The following is a 26,251-nucleotide window of genomic DNA, read 5'->3' on the forward strand; positions in this document are numbered from 1 at the left end:
CCCCCCCCCCCCCCCCCCCCCCCCCCGCCCCCTATTGCATTTATTCCCCCAGATCCTCCAGCAGCAGGTCCAGCTCCCGGGGGCTGTTGACCACAAGCCCGCGCTTGATGCGCAAAGCGTCGTTTTCCGGCAGAAGATTGGTGTAGATGCCGGTCACGCGGATCAAAGTGCCCGGGGTGCCATCGGCGCGGCAGGTGTACACCGCCACCCGCCCGCCGCTGTCCCGCAGGCAGTAGCGGGCAGCGTCCGTCTGGGGCGCAGCCTGCGCGGCAAGGCTCAGGGGAGAGGCGGGATCGGTCTCGGATCCGGCGGGGCTTTGGGACAGCGGCAGCTTTGGCAGCGCCATCCAGAACAGACTGAATACAATGGTGAATACGCAAAGCCCGTAGAACAGGCAGACAGACAGCTTGCGCATAAAAAACACTCCCTTTCTCTGCAAGTATGCCCCGTTTGGGCGGGAGACAGACAATTTTCACACGCAGATACTGTACTTTCCACAAGAGAGTGTGTTATACTATTTATATCTGCTCAGCGCGCAAAGATTGGTTCTTGCCCGGCTGGGGCGTGCGTGCTATAATATGGTATTGCAGTTTGAAGTTTCGTGTCACAAACGATGTGGATAAAGCCCGGCGCAGCAATGCCCGGCAACAGTCTTGAAATGTCAGGAGGCGATCCCTATCTCCAACAATGAGATGAGAAAGATCCATCGGGGCGGCGAGGAGCAGCCTGCCCGCCCGGTGGGACGTAAGGTTAATGTTTCCCAGAGCCGCCGCGAGGTACACTCCGTAGCGGAAAACCGTACCCGCGCACCCAAGGCACCCAAAAGCCCCAAGCCGCCGAAGGAAAAGAGTAAACACCCCATCCTGCGGTTCATCGGCCGCACCCTTGCTACGGTACTCTGCCTTGGCATCATGCTGGGCAGCGTGGTGGCCGTGGGCATGGTGTTCTATGTGGTGCAGGCTACTGCCAACGACGGCGACCTGCTGGACTTGGACAATATCCAGCTGAGCCAGTCCAGTATGGTGGTGGCTACCGACCCGGATACCGGCGCACAGGTGGAGTATGCCACCCTGCGCTCTTCCAACAGCCACCGCGTGTGGGCAGACCTTGAGCAGATCCCTTCCAACTTGCAGTATGCGTTCATCTGCACCGAGGATAAGGACTTCTACTCAGAGCCCGGCGTCAACTTCAAGCGCACCATCGGCGCAATGATCAACGAGTATCTGCTGCCTATTTACAGTTCCAAGCAGGGCGCATCCACGCTGGAGCAGCAGCTCATCAAGAACCTGACCGATGACAACAGTGCCAGCGGCATCGATGGTGCACTGCGCAAGGTGCGCGAGATCTACCGCGCCCTCTGCCTGAGCCGCAGCTACTCGAAAGAAACCATTCTGGAAGCTTATCTGAACACCATCAGCTTTACCGGCACCATTCAGGGTGTGCAGACGGCTGCCAACGAGTACTTCAACAAGGATGTCAGCCAGCTGAGCCTGTGGGAGTGCGCCACCATTGCATCCATTACCAAAAACCCCACCAACTATAACCCCTATACGAACCCCGAAAACCTGATCAACCGCCGCAACTTCATCATGTACAATATGTGGCAGCAGGGCGTGATCAGCGAGGAGGACTACCGCAACGGCGCTGCGCAGCCCCTTGTGCTGGCCGAAGAGGACAGCGGCAAAAAGCCCAGCACCGTCACTTCCTACTTCACCGATGCACTGTTCAACGAGGTCGTGCAGGACATCATGGTCAAGGAGGGCATCAGCGAGTCCGAGGCGCAGAAGCTGCTCTACACCGGCGGCTTTACCATCGAAGCCACTGTCAACACCAAGCTGCAGTCCCAGATGGAAAACCTGATGCTGAACACTGACGATGCCTACTTCCCGGCGGGCTGGCATGAGGAAGAGGTCACCTCCATTTCGGACGATGATGTGCAGGTGTTCAACGAGGACGGCACCCCCAAGACCCGCACCGGCGAGGACGGCACCGTCTACTACTACCGCAACGTGCGCACGCAGGCTGCCATGGTTACGCTGGACTATGACGGCAACGTGCTGGCCATTGCGGGCGGCTTAGGCGAAAAGACCAAGAGCCTTTCCCTGAACCGTGCTTACAACGTGGAGCGGCAGACCGGTTCTACCATCAAGCCCATCGGCGCCTATGCACTGGGCATCGAGTACGGTCTGGTCAACTGGTCCACCATGCTCAACAACTCCCCCCTGTACCAGAAGCAGGATATGATCATCCGGGACGAGGACTACTGCCGCAAGAACGGCCTGATGGGTCTTTCCGATAAGCAGCTCCGCGCTTACCCCAACGCATGGCGCAGCTGGCCGCGCAACTACGGCGGCAACTACGGCGACGGCAGCGATCTCCCGCTGTGGAACGGCCTTGCCCGCTCGCTGAACACCATCGCGATCCGCGTGGGCGACCTTGTGGGCGCAAGCAATATCTTCAACTTTGTCTACAACACCTTGCAGCTGAATACGCTGGACCCCACCAACGACGTGGGTCTGGCGCAGATGGTCATGGGCAGCCAGACCAAGGGCGTTACCCCCATGGCGCTGGCCGCAGCCTTCCAGATCTTCTATGATGGCGAGTACACCACCCCGCATCTGTACACCCGTGTACTGGACCGGGACGGCAACATCTATCTGGAAAACAACGCCACCAGCTATCAGGCGCTGACCCCCGATACTGCCTATGTCATGAACCGTCTGCTGAAGAACGTTCTGTTCTCCAGCGTAGGTACTGCCAGCGGCCGCTATCCCAACTCCAACGGCATGGAAGCCTTTGGTAAGACCGGTACTGCCAGCGACGAAAAGGATCTGTGGTTCGTGGGCGGCACGCCCTACTATGTCACCGCTGTGTGGTGGGGCTACGATGCACCCTACGATATGACCAAGACCCTGTCCAAGCAGCAGGCCAAGACCCGCACCTGTGTGACCGCGTGGAAGGCGCTGATGGAGCAGGCACAGGCAGATCTGCCCTATAAGGCATTCCCCACCTCCGCAGGCGTGGTGGAGCGCCGCTACTGCACCCAGAGCGGCCTTCTGGCCGGTGCAGGATGCCCGAGCACTGCTGTGGGCTACTACCGTGCCGATGACCTGCCCGATACCTGCACCTACTCCCACGCAGCCCCGCAGGCTGCTGCCCCTACCGAGAACACAGACGATGCTGTGCCCACCCAACCGGTCGTCCCCACCGACACCAGTGCGCTGGATACGGAATAAGGGCAAAAATCGTACTTTTTCGCCCCTTTGCTGAAAAATCCGGCAAGGGCAGGGCGCACTTTACAAGACAAAACTGGACAAAGTGACAAAATAGCATCCGGGCTCTTGCATTGCAGGGGTTCGGATGCTATTATATTTTCTGCAAGAACACTTGTGTTTGAGAGGTGAACAAGTTGGAACGCCGTTTTTATCTGGTAGATGCGCAGGTGCTGCCGGAGGTCTTTCTCAAGGTGGTGCGCGCCAAGGAGCTGCTGGCCAGCGGAGAAGCCCGCAGTATTTCAGCTGCGACCCGTGCGGTAGAGCTTTCGCGCAGCGCATTTTATAAGTATAAGGATTGTATCTTTGATTCCGAGAACGGCCGTGAGGTCATCACGGTCATGGCCACCCTGCGGGACGAGACCGGTGCGCTGCAAAGCCTTCTGGCAGGCATCAGCGCCGCAGGTGCCAGCATTGTGACCATCAACCAGTCCACCCCGGAAAACGGGGCTGCGCTGGTGGCGGTCACCATCCGCACCGACACCATGCAGATGTCCCCGGAGGAACTGACCGAAAAGCTTTCGCGCCAGCGCATGGTCGTGGGTGTGCGCTGTGGGTATAACCTGTAACAAAACAGGAAACGAGGGAAAGAGAGTATGGCTAAAATTGCAATTCTGGGCTTTGGCACGGTGGGCAGCGGCGTGTACGAGGTGCTGTGCCGCAATGCCGCAAGTGTCTCCCGCCGGGCTGGCGAACCGGTGGAGGTAAAGTACATTCTGGACCCGAAAGACTTTACCGGCAACCCGGTGGAGCCTTTGGTGGTCAAGAACATTGACGTGATCCTGCAGGACCCGGAGATCCGGGTGGTGGTGGAGACCATCGGCGGCACCCGCTTTGCTTACCCTTATGTCAAGGCGTGTCTGGAGAGCGGCCGCAGCGTGTGCACCTCCAACAAGGAGATGGTGGCTACCTACGGCGCAGAGCTGCTGGCGCTGGCCAAGGAGCACGACTGTGCCTTCCTGTTCGAGGCCTCTGTGGGCGGCGGTACGCCCATCATTACCCCCATGCACCAGTGCCTGGCAGCTAACGTCATCACTGAGGTGGAGGGCATCGTGAACGGCACCACCAACTTCATGCTCACCAAGATGGTGCGGGAGGGCCTTGACTTTGAGGATGCGCTGCACATTGCGCAGGAGCTGGGCTACGCCGAGACCAAGGACCCCAGCGATGATGTGGACGGCCGCGATGCCTGCCGCAAGATCGCCATCCTGTCCTCCATGGTGTGCGGCCACCAGATCTACCCCCAGAACATTCCCACCCGGGGCATCCGCGCCATTACCGCCGCCGATGTTGCCAGCGCCGAAAAGCTGGGCTGCGTCATCAAGCTGATTGCATGGATGAAGCTTGGCAAGGACGGCAGCGTTGCCGCCGGTGTAGAGCCGTGTCTGGTGCCCAAAGCAAACCAGCTGGCCAGCGTGGACGATGTGTTCAACGCGGTGCTGGTCAAGGGCGATATGCTGGGCGATGTAGTGTTCTACGGCAAGGGCGCTGGCAAGCTGCCCACCGCCAGCGCTGTGGTGGCAGACGTGGTGGATGCCCTGAAAAACGGCGCACAGGTGCACGACAGCCTGTTCTGGCAGCCCGCAGACCCGGTGGACGGAATGCTCACCGACCCGGCTCCCGCTGCATATTATGTGCGTGTGGCGGGCATTGCACCCGCTGTGGTGGAAGCCATCTACGGCTACGGCAAGGTGGTGGATGAGCGGTACGAGGGCTGCGCCTACTTTGTGGAGCGCGCCGATGAGCGTGCGCTGGCCGAGGCCGCGCGCAAGGTGGAGGCCGTGGGCGGCAGCGTGAAGCTGGTGCTCAAGCGTCTGCCCGAAGAAGTGTAACGGAAAGGAACTGCGGCAATGAAGATCAAGGTTTCGGTTCCTGCCACCAGCGCCAACGTAGGCTCCGGCTTCGATGCGCTGGGTCTGGCAGTTACGTTGTACAACACAGTCACCTTTGAGGACAGCGAGGTGCTGGAGATCTCAGCATCGGACGGCACCCGCATCCCCCGGGGCGAGTCGAATCTCGTGTACCGCTCCGCCAAGGGTCTGTTCGAAAAAGTGGGCAAGCAGATCCCGCCCCTCAAGATCACCCAGACGAACCCCATCCCCATGGCACGCGGTCTGGGCTCTTCTTCGGCCTGCATCATCGCAGGTCTGCTGGGCGCCAACCGGATGCTGGGCGATGTGCTCAACACGCAGGAGCTGCTCACGCTGGCAACTGCCATTGAGGGACACCCCGATAACGTGGCCCCGGCACTGCTGGGCGGTCTGACCAGCAGCGTGTTCGAGGACGGCAAGGTGTATTCGGTCAAGCGGAATGTGGACGAAAGTCTCTGCTTTGCCGCCATCGTGCCGGACTACAAGCTGCTGACCGAAGCGGCCCGCGCTGCCCTGCCCAAGGAGGTATCCCATAAGGATGCGGTGTATAACCTGTCCCGTGCGGCGCTGGTGCCCGCAGCTTTCTGCGAGGGACGGCACGACCTGCTGGCCATTGCCACTGAGGATAAGCTGCACCAGCAGTACCGGATGCCCCTGATGCCCGGCTCCCGCGAGGTGTTCGATATGGCGCGGCTGTGCGGCGCAAAGGCCGTGTATGTCTCCGGTGCAGGCAGCACGGTCATGGCTGTGGCGGAAAAGGCCGAAGCCGAAAAGTTCTATTCTAAGCTGGAAAAAGGTCTGGAGCTGCTGGAAGGTCTGGACGGATGTGAAGCATTTACACTGTTGCAGCTGGATGCCGATAACACCGGCGCGACTGTGGAATGATAAACGGGTAAAGGAAGTGCAAGAACGCTTCCGCCCGGCAAGCCCCCGCAAGCGCGGGGCGTAAAGAGGAGAGTGACAAGATATGGCGTTGATCGTACAGAAATTCGGCGGTTCCTCCGTAAAGGACCGTGACCGTATCTTCAACGTTGCGCGGATCGTGGCCAACACCCACAACGCGGGCAATGACGTAGTGGTGGTAGTTTCCGCACAGGGCGACACCACCGATGACCTGATCGCCAAGGCAGGGGAAATCACCCATAACCCCTCGGCGCGTGAGATGGATATGCTGCTGGCCTCCGGCGAGCAGATCAGCATCGCACTGCTGGCCATGGCGCTGAACGAGCTGGGCTGCCATGCCATCAGCCTGACCGGCTGGCAGGCGGGCTTCCGCACCGACCGTGCCTACACCAAGGCGCGCATCACCCGGTTGGAGACCGAGCGGATCTCCTCGGAGCTGGAGCGCAACCGTGTGGTGGTGGTGGCAGGTTTCCAGGGTCTGAACAAGCTGGACGATATCACCACGCTGGGACGCGGCGGCTCCGACACCAGTGCTGTGGCCATTGCCGCTGCCCTGCACGCTGACCGCTGCCAGATCTATACGGATGTGGAGGGCGTTTACACCGCCGACCCGCGCAAGGTGCGCAACACCCGCAAGCTGGAAGAGATCACCTTTGACGAGATGCTGGAGCTGGCATCTCTGGGCGCACAGGTGCTGAACAACCGCAGCGTGGAGCTGGCCAAAAAGTACAATGTGGAGCTGGAGGTGCTCTCCAGCCTGAACCCCATCCCAGGTACGGTGGTTAAGGAGGTTACAAAGGACATGGAAGGTATGCTGATCAAGGGTGTTGCCAAGGACACCGATGTTGCTGTTATCACGATTCTCAACGTTCCCGACGAGCCGGGCATGAGCTTTAAGATCTTTGGTCTGCTGGCACAGAAGAACATCAATGTGGACATCATCCTGCAGTCCACCGGCCGCGACGGTAAGAAGGACATCAGCTTTACCTGTGCCGAGGGCGAAGCCGAGCTGGCCATGCGTGTGCTGAAGGAAAGTGCACACTTCAGCGATGTCAGTGTGGACACCACCTGCGCCAAGGTCTCCATCGTGGGTGCCGGTATGCAGAGCCACAGCGGCGTTGCTTCCAAGATGTTCGAGGCACTGTCCAACAACAATATCAACATCAAGATGATCTCCACCAGCGAGATCAAGATCTCCTGCATCATCGACCGTGCAGACGCCGACAAGGCTGTCAGCGCCATCCATGATATGCTGTTTGACTGATCTGCGTAAAATTTTCGGTTATGGCCTGTCTGCTCCCTGCCGGGGGCGGGCAGGTCATAATTTTTTTACACACGGCGGCGTTTACACAAATTGCAAAGGGGTGTATAATATAGTTTGAATCTGTGCGGCGCACCGGCGCTGCAACTATGCCGAAAAGGAGCCCCGCCGCATGAGTGAACCCACCCGTACCTCCAGAGCGCCTGCTGATAAGCGCCTGACCTATCAACAATGGAAACGCCGCAAAATGCTGCGGCTGGCCCGCAACTGGGTGCTGTTTCTGGCCGGCTGCGCTGCGGTGGTGGCGCTGCTGACCGGCGGCATCCTGTGGCTGCTGCCCAAGGTGCACAGCCTGCTGGCCGGGCCAAAGGTATTTGCAGCCAGCGTGTACAACGGCGCAGACTATGTGTTCAACGCCGCAGACACGCGGCTTACGCTGGTAAATGCCAATCTGCCCTATACCGTCGAGCCGACCCCGCTGCTGGATATTGCCGACGAGACCACCGGCCAGCAGCTGGAAGCCGAAGCCGCCATGCAGTACCGCAGCATGGCCGCCGCCGCGCAGGCAGACGGCATCAGCCTGACCCTTGTGGCGGGTTATCAGGACGCCGACACCCGGCAGGATGCCTATGAAGCCCGGGTGCAGACCTACCGCGATAAGCGCAAGAGCGAAGAGGAAGCCGCCCGTCTGGCGGCTACCATCCAGCCCGCTGCCAACGCCAACGAGCACGGCACCGGCTACGCGGCAGATATCCTCAGCGCGGACGACCCGCAGCAGGACACCAGCTTTGCCGAGACCCGTGCCTACGAGTGGCTTACGGCCTACGCCGCGGAATACGGCTTTATCCTGCGCTACCCGCAGGACAGGCAGGCCGCCACCGGCATCGTGTTCGAGCCGTGGCACTGGCGCTATGTAGGGGTGGAAAACGCCCTTGCCATCCGCGCCAGCGGCCTGAGCTTAGAAGAGTTCATCGCCCTGCAGCGGGCAGACTGAATCAAATGCTCTGTGCTGCGGCGCAGAGAGAAGGGAACTATCATTGGAACGTACTCTCATTGCACCGGGCGTGCATCTTTCCTGCGACCCGGCTTCTAAATTCAACCGCTGCCGCATCAGCATCCACTTTGCCTTCCCGGCAGAGCGTAAAACGGCCACTGCCCATGCTCTTTTGCCGTTGGTGATGGAGCGCGGCTATGCGGACTGCCCGGATATGACCCGGCTGACCAAAAAGCTGGCAAAGCTCTACGGTGCAGATTTGACCGTGGACGCCCGCCCCATGGGCTGCAACCACAACCTCTGCGTCAGCGTGACCGGCATCAAGGATGCCTTTGCGCTGGAGGGCGAGGCGCTGACCGCCGAGTATACCAAAATCGCGCTGGGCGCGGCTTTCCATCCTTATCTTGTGGACGGTTGCTTTGACCCGCAGGCCGTCAGCATTGAAAAGCAGATGCTGAAAAAAGGCCTTGAGGACGAGATCAACGATAAACGCATCTACTGTCTGCATCAGGCCAACCGGGAATTCTTTGGCGACAGCCCGGCGGGCGTGCGGCAGGAGGGTTATCTGGAAGAGGTGGACGGCCTTACCCCGGCTATGCTGACCGCCGCCTACCGGCAGATGCTGCGCAACGCCAACATCGAGCTGCTGGTGCTGGGCTGCGATGCCGCCCAGACCGCTGCCATCCGGGACGCTTTGCTGGCAGAGCTTGCCTGCATCGACCGCGCCCCGCTGCCGCTGGTGGAAAACATGGCCATGCCCGCCATTGCACCGGTGCACAAGACCGAAAACTACGATATGGTGCAGGCAAAGCTGTGTATGCTGTTCACGCTGGGGCAGCCCATGCAGCCGCAGCAGCTAGCAGCGGTGCGCCTTGCCATGGCGCTGTACGGCGGCAGCGTGACCAGCCGCCTGTTCCTCAATGTGCGGGAACGGGACCATCTGTGCTACTACTGCTCCTCCTCGTTCCAGAGCTTTACCGGCAGCATGGCGGTGAACAGCGGCGTGGAGCACGCCGATGCCGCCCGCGCAGAGCAGGCGATTCTGAAAGAGCTTGCCGACCTGTGCACCGGTCCCATTACCGACGAAGAATTTGAGGACTGCCGCCGGGGTCTGCTCAGCGGCATGAACGGGGTAGAGGACAGTCTTGGCGGCATCGAGAGCTGGTACTACATCGAGGTGCTGCGCGCCGGTGCCAACAGCGCTGCGCCTATCCAGAGCCCGGAGCAGGCACGGAATGCCCTGCGTGCCGTGACCAAGGACGAGGTGCGGGATATCCTGCGCCGCCTGACCCTCTCGGTCAGCTATCTGCTTACAAAGGAGGATACTGCCCATGCCGCAGAATAACCAGACCCTGCTGGAAAAGACCGTGGCCGACCAGTGGCAGACCCTGCCCTCCGGCCTGACGGTGCTGGTGCGCCCCATGCCGGGCTATTCCAGCACCCATGTGATCTATGCCACCAAGTTCGGCTCCATCGACCGGGATTTCTGCCTGAACGGGCAAACGGTGCATCTGCCGGCGGGTGTGGCGCATTTTCTGGAACACAAGATGTTCGAGGACGAGGACGGCGATGCCTTTGCCAAGTACGCAAAGACCGGTGCCAACGCCAACGCATTTACCAGCTTTGACCGCACCTGCTACCTGTTCACGGCCACCCAGCAGCTGGACGAAAGTCTGGATGTGCTGCTGGGCATGGTAGGCCACCCCTACTTTACCGAGCAGACCATCGCCAAGGAGCAGGGCATCATCGGGCAGGAGATCAAAATGTACGATGACAGCCCGGACTGGCGGCTCATCACCGGCCTGTTCGAGTGCCTGTACCACAGCCACCCCATCCGCAGCGACATCGCGGGCACAGTGGAAAGCATTGCCGAGATCACGCCCGCCATGCTGTACAATAGCTGCAAGGCCTTTTATGCCCCGGGCAATATGGTGCTGGCTGCGGCCGGCAACACCACCATGGAGCAGATCTTGGCTGCCTGCAAGCGGCACGGCCTGATGGAGTCCCGCCCGGCACAGAAGGTGCAGCGGCTGTGGGCTTCGGAGCCCATGACCCTTGCCGCCACGGAAAAAACGCTGACCATGCCGGTCTCCAAGCCCTGCTTCGGCGTGGGCTTTAAGGAAGAGCCGCTGCCTGCGGATGATCTGCGCACCGAGGCGCTGTACGATCTTGTGCTCAGCTGCATCGTGGGCGGAATGTCGCCGCTGTACCGCCGCCTGTATGACGAAGGTCTTGTGAACCCCGGCTTTGGCGGCGAGGTGCTGCGGGTGGACGGCTGCTGCTGCATCCTGTTCACCGGCGAGAGCGATGTGCCGGACACCGTGCGCCAGCTGCTGCTGGACGAGATCGCCCGGGTGCGCGCCGCAGGGGTGGACAGGGAAGTGTTTACCCTGTGCAAGAACGAAAAATACGGTCAGCTGATCGAAAATCTGGAAAACGTGGAGGACTCGGCCAGCCAGATGGCAGACTTTGCCCTCAGCGGCCAGACGGTGGCGCAGCAGATCTCCATGCTGGCTGGGCTGACCGCAGAGGATGCGGACGCTGCCTTGCAGCACATCCTGTGCACCGACCGCATGGCTACCATGTACATCCAGCCGGACGGCACGGCGCAGGCGGCAGAAGAGGACGAGGAGGAAGAAGGATGAACCATCTTACAAATCTGGTACAGTTCCCGGGTCTGGGGCTGAGCTTTCAGCTGAACCGTGTGGCCTTTACCATCGGCGGGGTCAGCATCTACTGGTACGGCGTGTGCATTGCGGTGGGTCTGTGTCTGGCACTGGTCTTTGCCTTCCGGCACAGCATCGAGTTTGGCGTAGACCCCGACAGTATGGTGGATGTCATCCTTATTGGCGTAGTGCTGGGCATCATCAGCGCCCGCGCCTACTATGTGGCTATGGCACCTTTTAAATATGAAAGCATCTGGGAGATGATCGCCATCCGCGATGGCGGCCTTGCCATCTACGGCGGCATCATTGGCGGCTTTTTGTTCGGTGGTCTGGCCTGCAAGTGGCGGGGCGTGCCGGTGCTGCCCATGTTTGACCTGACCGCTATGGGCTTTCTCCTCGGGCAGGGCTGCGGCCGCTGGGGCAACTTTTTCAATCAGGAAGCCTTTGGCTGCAACACCACCCTGCCTTGGGGAATGTACAGCGAGACGACCCGTGCTTACCTGATGAGCAGCACGGTCACGGTACCCAAGGGTGTGGTCATCGACCCCAACCTGCCGGTGCACCCCACTTTTTTGTATGAGAGCATCTGGTGCTTTGTGGGCTTCTTCCTGCTGTTCCGCTACATCAAAAAGCGCAAGTTCAACGGTGATATCACCCTGCGGTATCTGATCTGGTACGGCGCAGGCCGTTTCTGGATCGAGGGTCTGCGCACCGACAGCCTGATGCTGGTGCCCTCCATCGGGCTGCGGGCATCCCAGCTGGTGGCAGGCATCGCCGTGGTGGCGGGCATTGCGGCAGAGGTGTATTTTACCCGCAAGTTCAAGGGCAAGTCTCTGCTGGTGCCGCTGGCGCTGAACGCCGAGAACAAGGCGGCTCAAAAGAAGCTGGACGGCCCCATCTCCTTTGCAGGTAAGGACACCCAGCTGCTGGCTTCCAGCCCGCGCAAGCTGTTTTTGGAAAAGACCGAGGCCTATAATGCGCAGGTAAAAGCCGCCATAGAACAGGCCGGGCAGAAAAAAGCGTAAAAATCTGCGCAAAAGGGGAAATTTCCTCTTGCAATCCGGTTTGGTTTTTGCTATAATATTCTAGCCGCATGGTGTGGGCGCCTGAAATGGCCCGCAGTAAGGGTCTGCCTTTACGACCAGCGAGTACAACGAAAAGGAATGAACAAAATGTACGCAATCATTGTTACCGGCGGTAAGCAGTACCGCGTGGAGCAGGGCGACATCGTCTACATCGAAAAGCTGGACGTTGAGGCCGACTCCGAAGTGAAGTTTGATCAGGTTCTCGCTATTGGCGAGGAGGGTTCTGTGAAGGTTGGCGCTCCTGTTGTTGAGGGTGCTACCGTTTCTGCCAAGGTCATCAAGAATGGCAAGGGCAAGAAGCTGAACATCATCACCTATCGCGCAAAGAAGCACAGTGCTCGCCGTATGGGCCATCGTCAGCCCTACACCAAGGTTGAGATCACTGCGATCAACGGCTAAGGAGGTAAATTACAATGGCACATAAAAAGGGCGTAGGCAGCACCAAGAACGGCCGCGATTCCGCAGCACAGCGTCTGGGCACCAAGCGTGCAGACGGTCAGTTCGTTCTGGCCGGCAACATCCTGGTTCGTCAGCGTGGCACCCACATCATGCCGGGTGAGAACGTTGGCAAGGGCAGCGATGATACCCTGTTTGCTCTGGTGGACGGCACCGTCCGTTTCGAGCGCGTGGGCAAGAGCGGCAAGAAGTGCAGCGTTAAGCAGTAACTTCTTTCTGAATAACTGCAATCGTAGAGCCGGACCCTTGTGGCCCGGCTCTTTTTGATGAAATAAGGCTATGTGTTCGGGTGGCGCTGTCTCGGATGAGGGCGCTGAAACGCAATAGCCTATAAAGCTAAGGAGGGGCTGTATGGCAGCACAGACTAACTTTATCGACATCGCCACGATATGGCTCCATGCGGGCAAGGGCGGCGATGGCGCGGTGAGTTTCCACCGCGAAAAATTCGTGGCCGCAGGCGGTCCGGACGGCGGTGACGGCGGCCGGGGCGGCGATATCATCTTTGTGGCGGATGACCATCTGTCCACCCTGATGGATTTCCGCTATAAGCGCAAGTATGTGGCCCCGGAGGGTGGCAAGGGCGGCGCAAGCCTGTGCCACGGCAAAAATGCCGAGAATCTGGTCATCAAGGTGCCGTTGGGCACCGTGATCAAGGACGCAGAGAGCGGCCTTGTCATCGCAGACCTGTCCGACCACACCCCGGTCACCATTGCTAAGGGTGGCCGCGGCGGCTACGGCAACGCACACTTTGCCACCCCCACCCGCCAGATCCCCAAGTTTGCAAAGCCCGGTATGCCCGGCGAGGATCTGCAGGTGACCTTGGAACTGAAGCTGATCGCGGACGTGGGTCTGATCGGCTTCCCCAACGTGGGCAAGTCCACCCTCATCTCCACCATCAGCGCGGCAAAGCCCAAAATCGCAAACTACCACTTTACCACCCTTGTGCCCACGCTGGGCGTTGTGTCGGTGGGTGAGGGCGCAAGCTTTGTCTGCGCCGACATTCCCGGCCTGATCGAGGGTGCCAGCGAGGGCGTCGGTCTGGGACACGATTTCCTGCGCCATGTGGAGCGCTGCCGCCTGCTGCTGCACGTTGTGGATGTTTCCGGCAGCGAGTGCCGCGACCCCATCGAGGACTTTGAGAAGATCAACGAGGAGCTGGCAAAGTTCAGCCCCGTGCTGGCTGAGCGTCCGCAGATCGTGGTTGGCAACAAGTGCGACCTTGCCACCGAGGAGCAGATCGAGACCTTCCGTCAGTATGTGGAGGGCAAGGGGCTGACCTTCGTGGCCATCTCTGCCGCCACCATGCAGGGCGTCAAGCAGCTGCCGGGCCTCGTGTACAACCGTCTCAAGGATATCCCGCAGGTGCCGGTGTTCACCCCCGAGTACAAAAAGCCGGAGCCCAAGAAGAACGGCCGCGACTTCACCATCCAGCGCATGGAAGCCCATGTGTGGAGCGTGGATGCCCCGTGGCTGGAGTATATTCTGGCTGGCAGCAACGTGGACGACTACGAGAGCCTGCAGTTCTTCCAGCGCCAGCTGGGCGAGAGCGGCATTCTGGACGCGCTGGTGCAGAAGGGCGTGGAAGAGAACGATACCATTCTCATCGGCGAGTATCAGTTCGACTATATCTTCTAAGGATAAAGCATCATGAACGAATCAGAAAAGATCGACCTGCGGGAGCTCAGCCCGCTGGCGCTGGCCTTTGTAGGGGACAGCGTGCTGGAACTGCTGGTGCGCCAGCGTCTGGTGGAGCACCACCGCCTTTCAGCCGGAAAGCTGAACGCCGAAAAGGTCAAGTATGTCTCTGCCAAGGCGCAGTTCCGGGAAGAGCAGCTGCTGGAGCCGCTGTTCACCGAGGACGAGCTGGCCGTGTTCAAGCGCGGCCGCAACGCCAGCAAGGCCAGCGTCGCCAAGCACGCCTCCCCGGAGGAATACCGTGCCTCTACCGGCTTCGAATGCCTGCTGGGCTGGCTGTACCTGAACGGACAGCTGGAGCGCGTGCACCAGCTGTTTGAGGTGCTGTGGCAGCAGTTTGATCCTGACCAGAAATAAGAATGCGAAAGCCCGCTGCTTTCCGCACTGGAAACCAGTGGTGGAAGGCAGCGGGCTTTGCTTGTTGGCATCTGCGGTCCGTCAGATGCCGCTTACGCCATCAGCGGCTGTTCTTCGCGTTGGTGGAACGGCTGTTGGTGGAGTTCTTGGCGCTTTCGTCATCGGCACCCTTGGTGTACTGGTTGGGGTGCTTGTGCTCGTTGGTGGCACTGTTGGTGGTCTTGCTGCTGGTACGGTTAGAGGTCTGGTTCTTGCAATTGGTGCTGCGGTTCTCACTGCGGTTTTCCATGGTGTGAATGCTCCTTTCGGTCGTTGCTGTGGGGGCGGGGCCGCCCTCACAGTCCATAGTGTGGCCGCAGCCGGCGGCTTTATACATCCCATGGGAGGAAAAGAATATGCCTACGGAATATTTTGAGCAGCGGGAGCGTGCCCTGCTGGGGCAGCGGTACGAGCAGCTGTATGCCGCTCCGCAGCAGACGGCAGAGCGCGGGGTCACCGTGTCGGCGCTGCGCACCACGCCGGAGCAGTTTGCGCAGCGGGCAGATTTCCCGCTGGAGCCTTCGCCCTTCTGCAAGGCGGCTTTTGTGGTGCATCAGCCGGATTTTAAGCCCGGGCGGCATCCGTACCACCATGCGGGGGTGTTCTACTCGCAGGAGCCTTCGGCTTCTTCGGCTGCGCCGCTGCTGGGAGTGCAGCCGGGGATGCGGGTGCTGGACCTGTGCGCCGCGCCCGGCGGCAAAAGCAGCCAGCTGGCGGCGGCACTGCAGGGGCGCGGTGTGCTGGTGAGCAACGAGTATGTGGCTGCGCGCGCCGAAATTTTAAAAAGCAACCTTGAGCGCATGGGCGTTTCCAACGCCGTGGTGCTCAACGAGACCCCCGCCCGCATTGCCGATGCACTGCCGGAGTTTTTCGACCGGGTGCTGGTGGATGCGCCCTGCTCCGGTGAGGGAATGTTCCGCAAGGAACCAGTAGCGCTGCAGCAGCACTGCGAAGCACTGGTAAAGCAGTGCGCAGAGCTGGGCGCGCAGATTCTGGACTGTGCCGCAGCGGCACTGGCTCCCGGCGGGCAGCTGGTGTACTCCACCTGCACCTTTGCGCCGGAGGAGGACGAAGGACAGGTGGCGGCCTTTTTGCAGCGCCACCCGGAGTTTGCGCTGGCAGATGTGCTGGGCAACGTGGACTACACCTTTGGCAGCGCAGGCGAAGAGAACCGCACCGGCGGCCTGTCGCTGGACGTAAGTAAGGTGCGCCGCATCTGGCCCTGTCAGGGCGGCGAGGGGCATTTTATGGCCCGGCTGGTCAAGGCGGGCACGCCCCGCACCCTGCCGCCGGAGGGGGAATACACCCCGGAAGAACAGCTCTGGCTTGCCGCTGCTGCACAGGCGGGCAAAAAGGGCAAGGGTAAGGCAAAGCCTGCCAAGGCGGCAGATGCCCGCAGCACCCGCCGTGCGGACAGCCGCGCCTGCCGGGACGCTGTGCAGGGCACAAGCCGCCGCACCCGGGACACCGGGGCAGGGGAAGCCACCCCGGCGCAGAGCCTTGCCGCATGGCAGGAGTTTGCCCGGCAGTATTTCCCTGCACTGGCGCAGCGCCCGGCTGTGGTGCATGGCGGCGGTGTGCTGCTGCCGGTGGCCTTTCCGCAGACGGGGCTCCATGTGCTGCGGGCGGGGGTGTTCGTAGGCAGTGTGCAGAAGGGACGCTTTGTGCCGGAGCATCATCTGTTCACGGCCTTTGGCAGCCTGTGCACGAACTGCGAGCAGCTGACCCTTGCCGACTGCCGCTGCACCGAGTATCTCTCCGGCCGCGAGGTGGAAGCCCGCACGGCAGCGGACGGCTGGTGCTGCGTGACCGTGGACGGCTGGCCGCTGGGCGGCGGCAAGGTGTCCGGCGGGCGGGTGAAAAACCACTACCCCAAGGCACTGCGGCTGCTGTAAACCGCAGATTTACACGCATCCGGGCGAAAATCAGGCTTTTCAGGCTTGAACGCGCCGGTGGATTGTGATAAAATAACAGAGTTAGATTTTGTGTGCTGCCACAAGCGGGCGACCACAGCCCGTCTGCCCGCAGGCGGAGATACCGATAAATTTAGGAGGCTCTTTCCCATGTCTGGACATAGCAAATGGAACAACATTAAGCGCAAGAAGGAAAAGACTGACGGCGCCCGCGCCAAGGTCTTTACCAAGATCGGCCGCGAGATCAGCGTTGCCGTCCGTGACGGCGGCCCCAACCCGGCTTCCAACAGCAAGCTGGCAGACCTGATCGCCAAGGCAAAGCGCATGAGCGTGCCCAACGATAACATCCAGCGTATCATCAAGAAGGCCGAGGGCGGCGACAAGACCGAGTTCGAGGCCATCACCTACGAGGGCTACGGCCCCGGCGGCGTGGCAGTCATGGTGGAGACCCTGACCGACAACCGCAACCGTACCGCTGCCGACCTGCGCCACTACTTCGATAAGAACGGCGGCAATCTGGGCGCTATGGGCTGCGTGGCCTTCCTGTTCAACCAGAAGGGTGTCATTGACATCTCTCTGGAGGATAAGGACGCCGATGAGGCCATGATGGACGCTCTGGATGCCGGTGCCGAGGACTTTGATGCCAGCGAGGACGCAGCCGAGGTCACCACCGACCCCGAGAACTACTCCGCTGTGGTCAAGGCTCTGGAAGAGAAGGGTTACGAGATCCTGTCCGACGATCTGGCCATGGTGCCCATGACCACCACCCGCCTGACCGACCCTGATCAGCTGAAGCTGATGGGCAAGCTGCTGGATTCTCTGGAGGATAACGATGACGTCCAGAACGTCTGGCACTCTCTCGAGAACGAAGAGGACCTGCCGGAATAAGCTTCCGCAAGGCTCTTTGCTCCTGAAATAAAACGATAAAAAGCCGCTTTTTGTGCTGTTTGGCACGAAAGGCGGCTTTTGTTTGTTATTGCTGTGCCAGCGCCTTGCCTTTTGCGTAGTAGCGCTGCATTTCTTCCCGGGGAACCATATTCCCGCCGGTGGCCCAGACCAGATGGGTGGCGTTTGCCAGCGTACCGGCGGGCAGGGCAGCTTCGGTGTAAGCGCCAAGCAGCTGCCCGGGCTGGGTGAGCACTGGGCCATACATTCCCGCCAGAGCGCTGGGCTCAAGGTAAAGATCTTCGGCATCTGCCAGCTGTGCCAGAAGGGTATACATCCGCTCGTCCTGCAGGGTGTAGCAGCCGCTCATAAAGGGGCGCATCAGCCCGCCCACAAAGCCGGAAGCACGCCCCACGGCAAGACCATCGGCGGCGGTGCGGTTGTCGATGCCAAAGTCCTGCACACAGACGCTGCTGTTTTCGCCGGTAGCCATGCCCAGCATCATGCAGGGGGAGTGGGTGGGCTCGGCAAAGAAGCAGTGTGCGGCATCGCCGAACAGCATCTTCAGGCCAAAGGCCACGCCGCCGGGGCCGCCGCCCACGCCGCAGGGCAGATAGGCGAAGAGGGGATGCTCTGCATCCACGGTGACGCCCTGCGCGTCCAGCTGCTTTTTCAGCCGCAGGGCGGCTACGGCATAGCCAAGAAAGAGTGTCTTGGAGTTTTCGTCATCCACAAAGTGGCAGTAGGGGTCACTCGCCGCCAGCTTGCGCCCCTCGGTCACGGCGATGCTGTAATCGGAGGCGTATTCCACCACCTTGACGCCCCGGCTGCGGAGCAGGTCTTTTTTCCACTGCCGCGCGTCAGCGGACATATGCACGGTGACCTGAAACCCCAGCTTTGCGCTCATGATGCCGATGGAAAGCCCCAGATTTCCGGTGGAACCCACCGCAATGGAGTATTGCGAGAACAGCTTGCGGAAGTGCTCCTCTGCCAGAACGGCGTAGTTGTCGGTCAGGTGCAGCATTCCGCTGTGCAGGGCAATGTCCTCGGCGGTTTTCAGCACCTCGTAAATGCCGCCACGGGCTTTGATGGAACCGGAAATAGGTAGGTGGCTGTCCAGCTTGACCCATATCTGTCCGGCGATGGGGGTGCCGCTGCGCTCTTCCAGCACCTTTTGCATCCGGGGGATGGGTCGGACAGGGGATTCAATGATGCCGCCGGTCGCAGCAGTTTCTGGAAAGACGGCGGCAAGGTAGGGGGCAAAACGCTCCAGCCGCGCGGCGGCGTCTTCGATGTCGGCAAAGGTCAGCGGGCAGGCAGCCGCAGCCTGTGCAAAGGGCAGCTTGTCCGGGTTTACCCATGCAGTCTCCTTCAGGGCGCAGAGGTCGGAGACCACGGGATATGCCGCGATCCAATCGGCAGCGAAACGCCCGGCGATGTACTTGTCAGGTGAAACCATAGCGGATCCTCCTTTATATATAGAAGTTTGGATAGAAGCGGATGAATGCGCCCGGCAGGTTTCGCGGGCGCTGAATGTTTTGAATATAAAGGTTTTTATAGGAATTGTCAACCGGCTGCTTTTTGCGCCGGGCGGGTCAGAGCACTATATGCTTGGCGGTTACAAGCTATTGCTTGGGCAGCCCAGCGGCAGAGCAGGGAATCTATGGAAGAAAAGCAGCACACTGCCCAAAAACCTTGTTAAAAAACTGGCATTTTGCCGTTTTTGTGTAAAGTATACAAGAATAAACACAAAAAATTGGCATTGCGCGTATTGCTATTTTACAACTGATATATTAGAATATAAGCAAGAAGAGCGTGCAGGCGTTCTGCGCGTGCCACATGATAAATAACGACAGGAGGAACTTCTCTATGCCTATGAAAATGGGTTGGCGCTGGTATGGCGAGGGCAACGACCCCGTCACCCTGAGCGACATCAAGCAGATCCCCGGCGTGACCAGCATCGTCTGGGCACTGCACAACAAGATGCCCGGCGAGATCTGGGAAATCGACGAGATCCAGAAGGTTGCAGACCAGATCCACGCCTACGGCTTTGATATGGATGTTGTCGAGTCCGTCAACGTGCACGACGATATCAAGATCGGTCTGCCCACCCGCGACCAGTATATCGAGAACTACAAGCAGTGCATCCGCAACCTGTCCAAGTTTGGTGTCAAGGTCATCTGCTACAACTTCATGCCCATCTTCGACTGGACCCGCACCGACCTGTTCCACCCGGTAGGCGACGGTTCTACCGCACTGTTCTACGAGAAGGACAAGATCAAGGGCGATTACAAGGCTATGGCTGAGTATATCATGTCCTTCACCGAGAAGTATAACATGACCTTCCCCGGCTGGGAGCCGGAGCGCATGGCAAAGCTGGACGAGCTGTTCAAGGCCTACGCCCCTGTCACCAAGGAGAAGCTGTGGGAGAACCTGAAGTACTTCCTCGAAGCCCTGATGCCCACCTGCCGCGAGTGCGACATCAAGATGGCCATCCACATGGACGATCCTCCTTGGGATATCTTCGGCCTGCCCCGCCTGCTGGTGGACGAGCCCAGCATCGACCGCTTCCTGAAGATGGTGGACGATCCGTACAACTGCCTGACCCTGTGCACCGGCAGCCTGAACGCAAACCCCAACAATAACTGTGCCGAGATCATCCGCAAGCACTGCGACCGTATTGCTTTCGGTCACGTCCGCAACATCCACCACTTCCCCAACGGCGACTTCTCCGAGGCTGCGCACCGCGACTGCTGCGGCGAGACCGGCATCATTGAGGTGATGCGCGCTTACCATGACTGCGGCTTTGAGGGCTACATCCGTCCCGACCATGGCCGTCAGCTGTGGGAGGAAGGCCCCGGCGTCTGCCGCCCCGGCTATGGCAAGTATGACCGTGCTCTGGGCATCCAGTATATGCTGGGTATCTGGGATCTGCTGGACCGTCTGGATGAAGAAAAGAAGGGCTGATTATTATGAAGCTGTCTGATATCAAAAACGGCAATCTGTCCGCCGAGTGGGCAGAAAAGGGCTACGAGCTGCCCAAATTCGACATTGAGGCTGTAAAGGCCAAGACTCACGCCGAGCCCACTTGGGTGCACTTCGGTGCCGGCAACATCTTCCGCGCTTTCCCCGCTGCCGTGCTGAACGATGCACTGAACAGCGGCAAGTACGACCGCGGCGTCATCGTGGCCGAGAGCTTTGACTACGAGATCATCGACAAGGCTTACCAGCCCTACGATAACCTGAGCCTGCTGGTCTGCCTGAAGTCCACCGGCGAGATCGAGAAGAAGGTCATCGCTTCCGTTACCGAGAGCCTGAAGGCTGACTATTCCTTCGGCGCTGATTGGGCACGTCTGGTGGAGATCTTCCAGAACCCCAGCCTGCAGATGATCTCCTTTACCATCACCGAGAAGGGCTACGGCGTTGCTCCCGCTGACTTGGAGCGCGGCCTGACCCCCGTTCTGGCGATGGGCAAGGTCACCGCTCTGCTGTACGAGCGCTTCAAGGCCGGCAAGCTGCCCCTGACCGTGCAGAGCATGGATAACTGCTCTCACAACGGCGATAAGGTCAAGACCGCTGTCCACGCCTACGCTGCAAAGTGGGTGGAGCAGGGTCTGGTGCCCGCAGAGTTCCTGGCCTATGTGCAGGACGAGACCAAGGTCACCTTCCCGTGGAGCATGATCGACAAGATCACCCCGCGCCCGGACGCAAAGGTGCAGGAGATGCTGGCAAAGGACGGCTTTGAGGATAACTACACCATCGTTACCGAGAAGCACACCTTCACCGCTCCCTTCGTCAACGCCGAGGAGACCCAGTACCTGTGCATCGAGGATCACTACACCAATGGCCGTCCTCCGCTGGAGCTGGGCGGTGTGCTGTACTGCGACCGCGAGACCGTGGACAAGATCGAGAAGATGAAGGTCTGCACCTGCCTGAACCCCCTGCACACTGCCATGTCTATCTATGGCTGTATGCTGGGCTACACCCTCATCTCTGCCGAGATGGCAGACGAGGATCTGCGCTCCTTCATCCAGAAGGTCGGCTATATCGAGGCGATGCCCGTGGTCGTTGATCCCGGCGTGCTGAACCCCTACGAGTTCATCGGCGCTGTCATCAACCGCCGTCTGCCCAACCCCTTCATGCCTGATGCTCCCCAGCGTATCGCTACCGATACCTCCCAGAAGCTGGCGATCCGCTTCGGCGAGACCATCAAGGCTTACGAGGAGCGCGGTCTGGACAAGTCCAACCTCGTGCTGATCCCGCTGGTGCTGGCAGGCTATGCCCGCTACCTGAAGGGCATCGACGACAACGGCCAGCCCTTCGAGATCTCTCCCGATCCGCTGCTGGCTGAGCTGCAGGCCATCGTCAGCCCCTTGCAGGTCAAGGAAGGCGAGCAGGACTTCAGCTGCCTGAAGGCTCTGTACAGCCGTGCCGATGTGTTCGGTGTGGATCTGTATGCCGTTGGTCTGGGCGAAAAGATCGAGGGCATGGTCAAGGAGCTGTACGCCGGTAACGGCGCAGTGCGCAAGACCCTGCACAAGTACACTCTGGCTCGTTAAAACTTTATAACGCTATTTCCGTACCCACGCTGCGCTTTTGCTTTGCCGCAGCGTGGGTTTTTGTTTTGTCCCTGCGTGAAAAAAGCAGAACAGCCAAGCCTGTCGGCTTGGCTGTTCTGCAAATTATAAAAAATCTTCCTTACTTCCGGCAGTCGTGCAGGCTGGCGGCGGGCAGGGCACTGCCCAGCAGGCTCCATGCGGCATCCATGCTCTCGTTCAGCAGATAGGCCTGATTCTTCTGGACGTAGATGTACACCGCCTCTTTGGTGCGGTAGGCGCAGTACACGGTGTTCCAAGTGTAGCGGTTGGTGGGCTCGGTCTTGTTCTGCTCACCGGCCATCCAGACCGAAAGCCCGGCGGCGTCCAGTTCCAGCCGGTAGAAGGGGCGGGGCAGACCCAGCTTTTTGATCTGCTTGGAGAGGTTAGCAAAGAAGGTACCGAAGTATACGGCGGGCAGACCGATGGCTACGATGGTCAGCACAGCGGTCAGCAGCCCGGCACCCTCCCGCTTGCCGATCTGGCTCAGGCAGATCCCGGCGCACACCAGCAGAATGGCAGTGAACACCGCCGGGCGCTGCCAGCCCTTGTTGTGGCGCAGCAGATCGAAAGATGCAAAATCGTGAAAGCTTTTTTCGTCCATCTGAACGGAAACGCAAACAATCTGGGTCATAAAGTTACCCTCCTTTTTGGGCATAGTACCACATTTATCGGCAAGAAGCAAGCAAAAGATGCACCGGTGGCGGTGCATCCGGCTTGCAAACCGCCCGCAAAGCGTGGTAAAATAAGGTACTATCTAGGGGAAAAAGGGGGAAGCTTTGCATGGAAAAGCGCAATTGGAAGCGCAGCGTTACGCTCAAGCAGCGCATGGTGCTGTGTCTGGCGGCTTTTTTTGCGGCCTTTGCGTTGCAGCTTGCCCTGAACGGCTATCAGGCACGGGCGGTGCAGCAGGTGCAGGACGACCAGATGGGCAACTTTAACGCCATCAGCCGGTTTCAGGGCGGTGTGGAAAGTTCCATCAGCATTCTGGAAGCGTACCGCTGGGAGAACGGCGAGACCGAGGAAATGCTGGAAAAGCTCCGGGCAGCCTGCTCCACCAGCAACGCATGGCTGTGGCGCATCCGATTCAATATGGACGGCTTGCAGAACGTCAGCGATGAGCAGTGGGTGCTTTACGGCGCAGTGGAGACCACCTACGGCAGCTACAGCGCCCTGCTGGAGGAACTGGAGGGCTACCTTTCCAGTGGGCAGGATGCAAAGGCGTCCCAGCTATACTATAACAAGGTCTCGGTCTGCGGCGGGTATCTGAGCCAGTACACCATGCAGCTGCTGAAAGCCTCGATTCTGGACGCCCAGACTACTTATACCGAGATCTCGGAGCTGGGCGAGCGGATCGCCCTGATGCAGATCGTGGTGGTGGCGCTGTGCGTGGCACTGGGCTGCGCTTCCGGTCTGATGGTCATGCGGCTGCTGACCCCAGTCTCCCAGATGATCGTAGCTTCCCGTGCCATCAGCCGCAGCCAGTTCGACACCCCGGACATCCCGCTGCCTAAGCAGCCGGAGATCGGGCAGCTGGCGGAGTCTTTCAACCGCATGAAGCACTCCATGGCGCAGCAGGTGAGTACCTTACAGGAGAAAAACGAGATCGAGCGGGAGCTGCACCGCCAAAAGACCGAAGCACTGGAATTGCAGAACCGCATGGAGCGCAGCCGGTTACAGCAGCTGCGCAGCCAGATCGACCCGCATTTTCTGTTCAACACCCTGAACGTCATCCAGCAGATGGCGGGCACAGAGTCCGCCTACCGCACACAGGCACTCATTATGGCGCTTTCCCATCTGCTGCGTTACAGCCTGATGAGCAACGATGAACAGGTGCCCCTCTCCCGGGAGGTGCGCATTGTGGACGAATACTACTCCATCTACCATGTGCGATTTGGCGACCGGGTGCAGATGCAGTGGGCGTTTTCGGACTCGCTGGACCTGACCGAGACTATGGTGCCGTCCTTTATCTTGCAGCCCATCGTGGAAAACGCCTTCAAGCACGGCATCTGCCCCAAGGAAGAGGGCGGCGTGGTGCGCATCCGCATGATCCCCCTGCGGGAAAAAGGTCTGCTGTGCATCCGGGTGCTGGACAACGGCGTAGGCATTGAGCCGGAGCAGCTGCAGCAGCTGCGCACGGCACTGGAACAGCCCGCACCCCGCTGGGAACATATCGGTATTTATAATGTGGCTGCCCGCTTGCGGCTGCTGGATGCCCGCTGCCGGGTGGTGGTGCGCTCCCGGCCGGGGCGGGGAACTGCGGTGATCCTGTATCTGCCGCTGGTGGAGAATGAGGAGGAATTTGAGGAATGATTCGTCTGTTGATCGCGGATGATGAGAAGATGGAACGGGAAGCGCTGGCGGATATCGTCATGCGCCGGTTCGAGCATGAGGTAACAGTGGAAATGGCGGAAAACGGACGCAAAGCCGCCGATACCGCTGTGCTCTGGGGTGCAGACCTGATTTTGATGGACATCGAGATGCCGGGAATGAACGGCTTGGATGCCGCTCGCGCGGTGCTGGAACAGCGCCCGGAGTGCAAGGTGATCTTTATCACGGCATACAGCCTGTTCCAGTACGCCCACGAAGCGGTGCATCTGGGTGCCTGCGACTATCTGCTGAAGCCGGTGGACCCGGACGAGACCGAAGCTGCCATCCGCCGCGCCATCCGGCAGATCGAAGCCGGACGCCGTCTGGCAGAGCTGGCTGCGGAAGCCCCGGAGCAGGAAACCGCCCCGGAGCAGGAGAACGACCCCGCCGGGGAAGGGGAGAGTGACCGCAACGCACTGGTGATGGATCATGTGCGCAAGTATATGGAAGACAACTATATGTCCGACCTCTCGCTGGACAGCGTGAGCGAGATCTTGCACATCAGCCCGGCGTATCTTTCGGCGCAGTTCAAAAAGTACCAGAAGATGAACTTTCTGGACTGCCTGACCGAGCTGCGCATCAATGCTGCCAAGGAGCTGCTGGCCGACCCCTTCCGCTCCGCAGCGGAGGTGGCCTCCATGGTGGGCTACGAGGATGCCAGTTACTTTGCCCGTGCCTTTAAAAAGCGCACCGGCATGACCCCCACCCAGTACCGGAAGGAAGCGGCAAAGGCGGCCCGGGAGGCGCGGCTGTGACCCGCCGTCAGCTGCTGTATCTGCTGACGGCAGCACCGGCACTGGCAGTCACAGGCTGCACGGCACAGTCTGCTTCTTCGCAGCAGGAAAAGCCGCTCATTCTGCGCTATGCGGAGAATCAGCCGGAGGACTACCCCACCAGCAAGGCGGCAAAGGCCTTTGCCGAGCTTGTGGCGCAGCACACGGATGGCCGGGTGAAAGTGCTGGTTTACAGTGGGGCAGAGCTGGGCGCGGAGCAGAGTGTCATCCAGCAGATGCAGTTCGGCGGGGTGGATTTTTCCCGCGTGTCCCTGAGCCAGCTGGCAGAGTACGAGCCGGAGCTTAGCGTACTGCAGCTGCCTTACCTGTACAGTGATGCCGAGCAGATGTGGCGTGTGCTGGACGGCAGCATCGGCGACGAGTTTCTGGCCATGCTGGACGGGATGGACTTAGTGGGACTTTCGTGGTTCGACGCCGGTGTGCGCAGCTTCTACACCCGGGAAAAGGTGACCGGGCTGGATGATTTGCAGGGGCTGACCATCCGGGTGCAGGAGTCGGACATGATGAGCGACATGATCACCGCACTGGGGGCAAAGCCGGCGCAGGTGGTGTACAGCAAGGTATATGCCGCCCTGCATAATGCCGAGATCGACGGCGCAGAGAACAACTGGCCCAGCTACGAGGTGATGGGACACTACGAGGTAGCGCCCTTTTTCCTGAAGGACGAGCACACCCGCGTGCCGGAAGTGCAGCTGGCCAGCCCGGCGGTGATGGAAAAGCTTGCCGCGCTGGACGAAAGCTTCCCGGAGGTGATCCGCGCCTGCGCCCGGGAGAGCGCACAGAAGGAACGCGAGCTCTGGGCACGGCGGGAAGCGGACGCGGAGCAGAATATGCGCAAGCTGGGCATCTGCGTTACCGAGCTGGACGAAGCCGAGAAAGCCCGCTTCCGCGCAGCGGTGCAGCCCATGTACGATGAATTCTCTGCCCAGCAGGAACTGATCGATCGGATACAAAAAAGCTGAAGAAAACGCCCCGAGAAGTGCCCGGACGGACATTTGTCGGGGTGTTATTTTTGCATTATGAATACAGGAATGTATCCAACTGGTCAGCAGTGTTGCACAAACGAAATGAAAAACGCTTGTGCAATATGGCAAA

At 60.0% G+C, this 26,251-nt stretch carries 25 protein-coding genes; 21 read left to right on the forward strand and 4 right to left on the reverse strand.

Annotated features, from left to right (window positions below):
* Positions 1-40: 40 nt before the first annotated feature.
* Complete coding sequence (locus WMO20_RS07260; protein WP_112090305.1) at positions 41-415, reverse strand: hypothetical protein; 375 nt, start codon at positions 413-415, stop codon at positions 41-43.
* A 277-nt stretch (positions 416-692) separates the two neighbouring features.
* Between WMO20_RS07260 and WMO20_RS07265 the strand changes: the two genes are divergently transcribed.
* From WMO20_RS07265 to WMO20_RS07325, 13 genes are all read left to right on the forward strand, one after another.
* The gene (locus WMO20_RS07265) at positions 693-3,236 is read left to right on the forward strand and encodes a transglycosylase domain-containing protein (protein WP_349186271.1); all 2,544 of its coding nucleotides are present in this window, start codon (positions 693-695) and stop codon (positions 3,234-3,236) included.
* Positions 3,237-3,400: 164 nt separating this feature from the next.
* Positions 3,401-3,841, forward strand: a complete 441-nt coding sequence (locus WMO20_RS07270; protein ID WP_005923329.1) for an ACT domain-containing protein — start codon at positions 3,401-3,403, stop codon at positions 3,839-3,841.
* A 27-nt stretch (positions 3,842-3,868) separates the two neighbouring features.
* Entirely contained in the window at positions 3,869-5,104 is a 1,236-nt protein-coding gene (locus WMO20_RS07275; protein ID WP_249240269.1) for a homoserine dehydrogenase, read from the forward strand.
* Between the two features lie 18 nt (positions 5,105-5,122).
* On the forward strand, positions 5,123-6,028 hold the full coding sequence (thrB, locus tag WMO20_RS07280) for a homoserine kinase (protein WP_005923334.1): 906 nt from the start codon (positions 5,123-5,125) through the stop codon (positions 6,026-6,028).
* An 82-nt stretch (positions 6,029-6,110) separates the two neighbouring features.
* Positions 6,111-7,310: an aspartate kinase gene (locus WMO20_RS07285; protein ID WP_349186272.1), complete on the forward strand. Its 1,200-nt coding sequence runs from the start codon at positions 6,111-6,113 to the stop codon at positions 7,308-7,310.
* A 169-nt stretch (positions 7,311-7,479) separates the two neighbouring features.
* Positions 7,480-8,301, forward strand: coding sequence for a M15 family metallopeptidase (locus WMO20_RS07290; RefSeq protein WP_349186273.1), 822 nt, complete (start codon positions 7,480-7,482; stop codon positions 8,299-8,301).
* A 43-nt stretch (positions 8,302-8,344) separates the two neighbouring features.
* A complete protein-coding gene (locus WMO20_RS07295) occupies positions 8,345-9,646 on the forward strand; it encodes a M16 family metallopeptidase (protein ID WP_349186274.1) in 1,302 nt (433 codons plus the stop codon).
* Positions 9,633-10,946: an EF-P 5-aminopentanol modification-associated protein YfmH gene (gene yfmH, locus WMO20_RS07300; RefSeq protein ID WP_349186275.1), complete on the forward strand. Its 1,314-nt coding sequence runs from the start codon at positions 9,633-9,635 to the stop codon at positions 10,944-10,946. The genes WMO20_RS07295 and yfmH overlap by 14 nt, the downstream gene beginning before the upstream one ends.
* Complete coding sequence (gene lgt, locus WMO20_RS07305; protein ID WP_349186276.1) at positions 10,943-11,992, forward strand: prolipoprotein diacylglyceryl transferase; 1,050 nt, start codon at positions 10,943-10,945, stop codon at positions 11,990-11,992. Before yfmH ends, lgt begins: the two co-directional genes overlap by 4 nt.
* Before the next feature lie 147 nt (positions 11,993-12,139).
* Positions 12,140-12,451 (forward strand): 50S ribosomal protein L21, encoded by a 312-nt coding sequence (gene rplU / locus WMO20_RS07310; protein ID WP_015537858.1) that lies wholly within the window; start codon positions 12,140-12,142, stop codon positions 12,449-12,451.
* A 14-nt stretch (positions 12,452-12,465) separates the two neighbouring features.
* A complete protein-coding gene (gene rpmA, locus WMO20_RS07315; protein WP_005923362.1) occupies positions 12,466-12,717 on the forward strand; it encodes a 50S ribosomal protein L27 in 252 nt (83 codons plus the stop codon).
* 142 nt (positions 12,718-12,859) lie between these two features.
* A complete protein-coding gene (obgE, locus tag WMO20_RS07320; protein WP_113991993.1) occupies positions 12,860-14,143 on the forward strand; it encodes a GTPase ObgE in 1,284 nt (427 codons plus the stop codon).
* 12 nt (positions 14,144-14,155) lie between these two features.
* Positions 14,156-14,560, forward strand: coding sequence for a Mini-ribonuclease 3 (locus WMO20_RS07325; protein WP_113991994.1), 405 nt, complete (start codon positions 14,156-14,158; stop codon positions 14,558-14,560).
* A gap of 100 nt (positions 14,561-14,660) precedes the next feature.
* Here WMO20_RS07325 and WMO20_RS07330 read toward each other — a convergent pair whose 3' ends face one another.
* Positions 14,661-14,849 carry a hypothetical protein gene (locus tag WMO20_RS07330; RefSeq protein WP_097779635.1) on the reverse strand — a complete coding sequence of 63 codons (189 nt, stop codon included), beginning with the start codon at positions 14,847-14,849 and terminating at the stop codon, positions 14,661-14,663.
* A 106-nt stretch (positions 14,850-14,955) separates the two neighbouring features.
* Here WMO20_RS07330 and WMO20_RS07335 point away from each other — a divergent pair, with 106 nt between their 5' ends.
* Both WMO20_RS07335 and WMO20_RS07340 read left to right on the forward strand, forming a co-directional pair.
* A complete protein-coding gene (locus tag WMO20_RS07335; RefSeq protein ID WP_349186280.1) occupies positions 14,956-16,494 on the forward strand; it encodes an RsmB/NOP family class I SAM-dependent RNA methyltransferase in 1,539 nt (512 codons plus the stop codon).
* 168 nt (positions 16,495-16,662) lie between these two features.
* Positions 16,663-17,400, forward strand: a complete 738-nt coding sequence (locus tag WMO20_RS07340; RefSeq protein WP_097779637.1) for a YebC/PmpR family DNA-binding transcriptional regulator — start codon at positions 16,663-16,665, stop codon at positions 17,398-17,400.
* An 85-nt stretch (positions 17,401-17,485) separates the two neighbouring features.
* On the opposite strand, the gene dsdA is transcribed toward WMO20_RS07340, so the two are convergent.
* Positions 17,486-18,856, reverse strand: coding sequence for a D-serine ammonia-lyase (gene dsdA / locus WMO20_RS07345; RefSeq protein ID WP_349186283.1), 1,371 nt, complete (start codon positions 18,854-18,856; stop codon positions 17,486-17,488).
* Between dsdA and WMO20_RS07350 the strand changes: the two genes are divergently transcribed.
* The 3 genes from WMO20_RS07350 to WMO20_RS07360 are packed head-to-tail and all read left to right on the forward strand — an operon-like array spanning position 18,840 to position 21,956.
* On the forward strand, positions 18,840-19,247 hold the full coding sequence (locus WMO20_RS07350; RefSeq protein WP_349186286.1) for a hypothetical protein: 408 nt from the start codon (positions 18,840-18,842) through the stop codon (positions 19,245-19,247). The genes dsdA and WMO20_RS07350 overlap by 17 nt on opposite strands.
* Before the next feature lie 19 nt (positions 19,248-19,266).
* On the forward strand, positions 19,267-20,364 hold the full coding sequence (uxuA, locus tag WMO20_RS07355) for a mannonate dehydratase (protein WP_112090316.1): 1,098 nt from the start codon (positions 19,267-19,269) through the stop codon (positions 20,362-20,364).
* Positions 20,365-20,369: 5 nt separating this feature from the next.
* Entirely contained in the window at positions 20,370-21,956 is a 1,587-nt protein-coding gene (locus tag WMO20_RS07360) for a mannitol dehydrogenase family protein (protein WP_349186291.1), read from the forward strand.
* A 139-nt stretch (positions 21,957-22,095) separates the two neighbouring features.
* Here WMO20_RS07360 and WMO20_RS07365 read toward each other — a convergent pair whose 3' ends face one another.
* Entirely contained in the window at positions 22,096-22,626 is a 531-nt protein-coding gene (locus tag WMO20_RS07365; protein ID WP_349186294.1) for a YcxB family protein, read from the reverse strand.
* A 149-nt stretch (positions 22,627-22,775) separates the two neighbouring features.
* On the opposite strand from WMO20_RS07365, the gene WMO20_RS07370 reads away from it, so the two are divergent.
* The 3 genes from WMO20_RS07370 to WMO20_RS07380 are packed head-to-tail and all read left to right on the forward strand — an operon-like array spanning position 22,776 to position 26,118.
* On the forward strand, positions 22,776-24,305 hold the full coding sequence (locus tag WMO20_RS07370; RefSeq protein WP_349186296.1) for a sensor histidine kinase: 1,530 nt from the start codon (positions 22,776-22,778) through the stop codon (positions 24,303-24,305).
* The gene (locus tag WMO20_RS07375) at positions 24,302-25,117 is read left to right on the forward strand and encodes a response regulator transcription factor (protein WP_316540946.1); all 816 of its coding nucleotides are present in this window, start codon (positions 24,302-24,304) and stop codon (positions 25,115-25,117) included. The genes WMO20_RS07370 and WMO20_RS07375 overlap by 4 nt, the downstream gene beginning before the upstream one ends.
* On the forward strand, positions 25,114-26,118 hold the full coding sequence (locus WMO20_RS07380; RefSeq protein ID WP_316540947.1) for a TRAP transporter substrate-binding protein: 1,005 nt from the start codon (positions 25,114-25,116) through the stop codon (positions 26,116-26,118). Before WMO20_RS07375 ends, WMO20_RS07380 begins: the two co-directional genes overlap by 4 nt.
* Positions 26,119-26,251: the final 133 nt, after the last annotated feature.

The organism is Faecalibacterium intestinale (genome assembly GCF_040096575.1).
Taxonomy (GTDB): Bacteria; Bacillota; Clostridia; order Oscillospirales; family Ruminococcaceae; genus Faecalibacterium; species Faecalibacterium intestinale.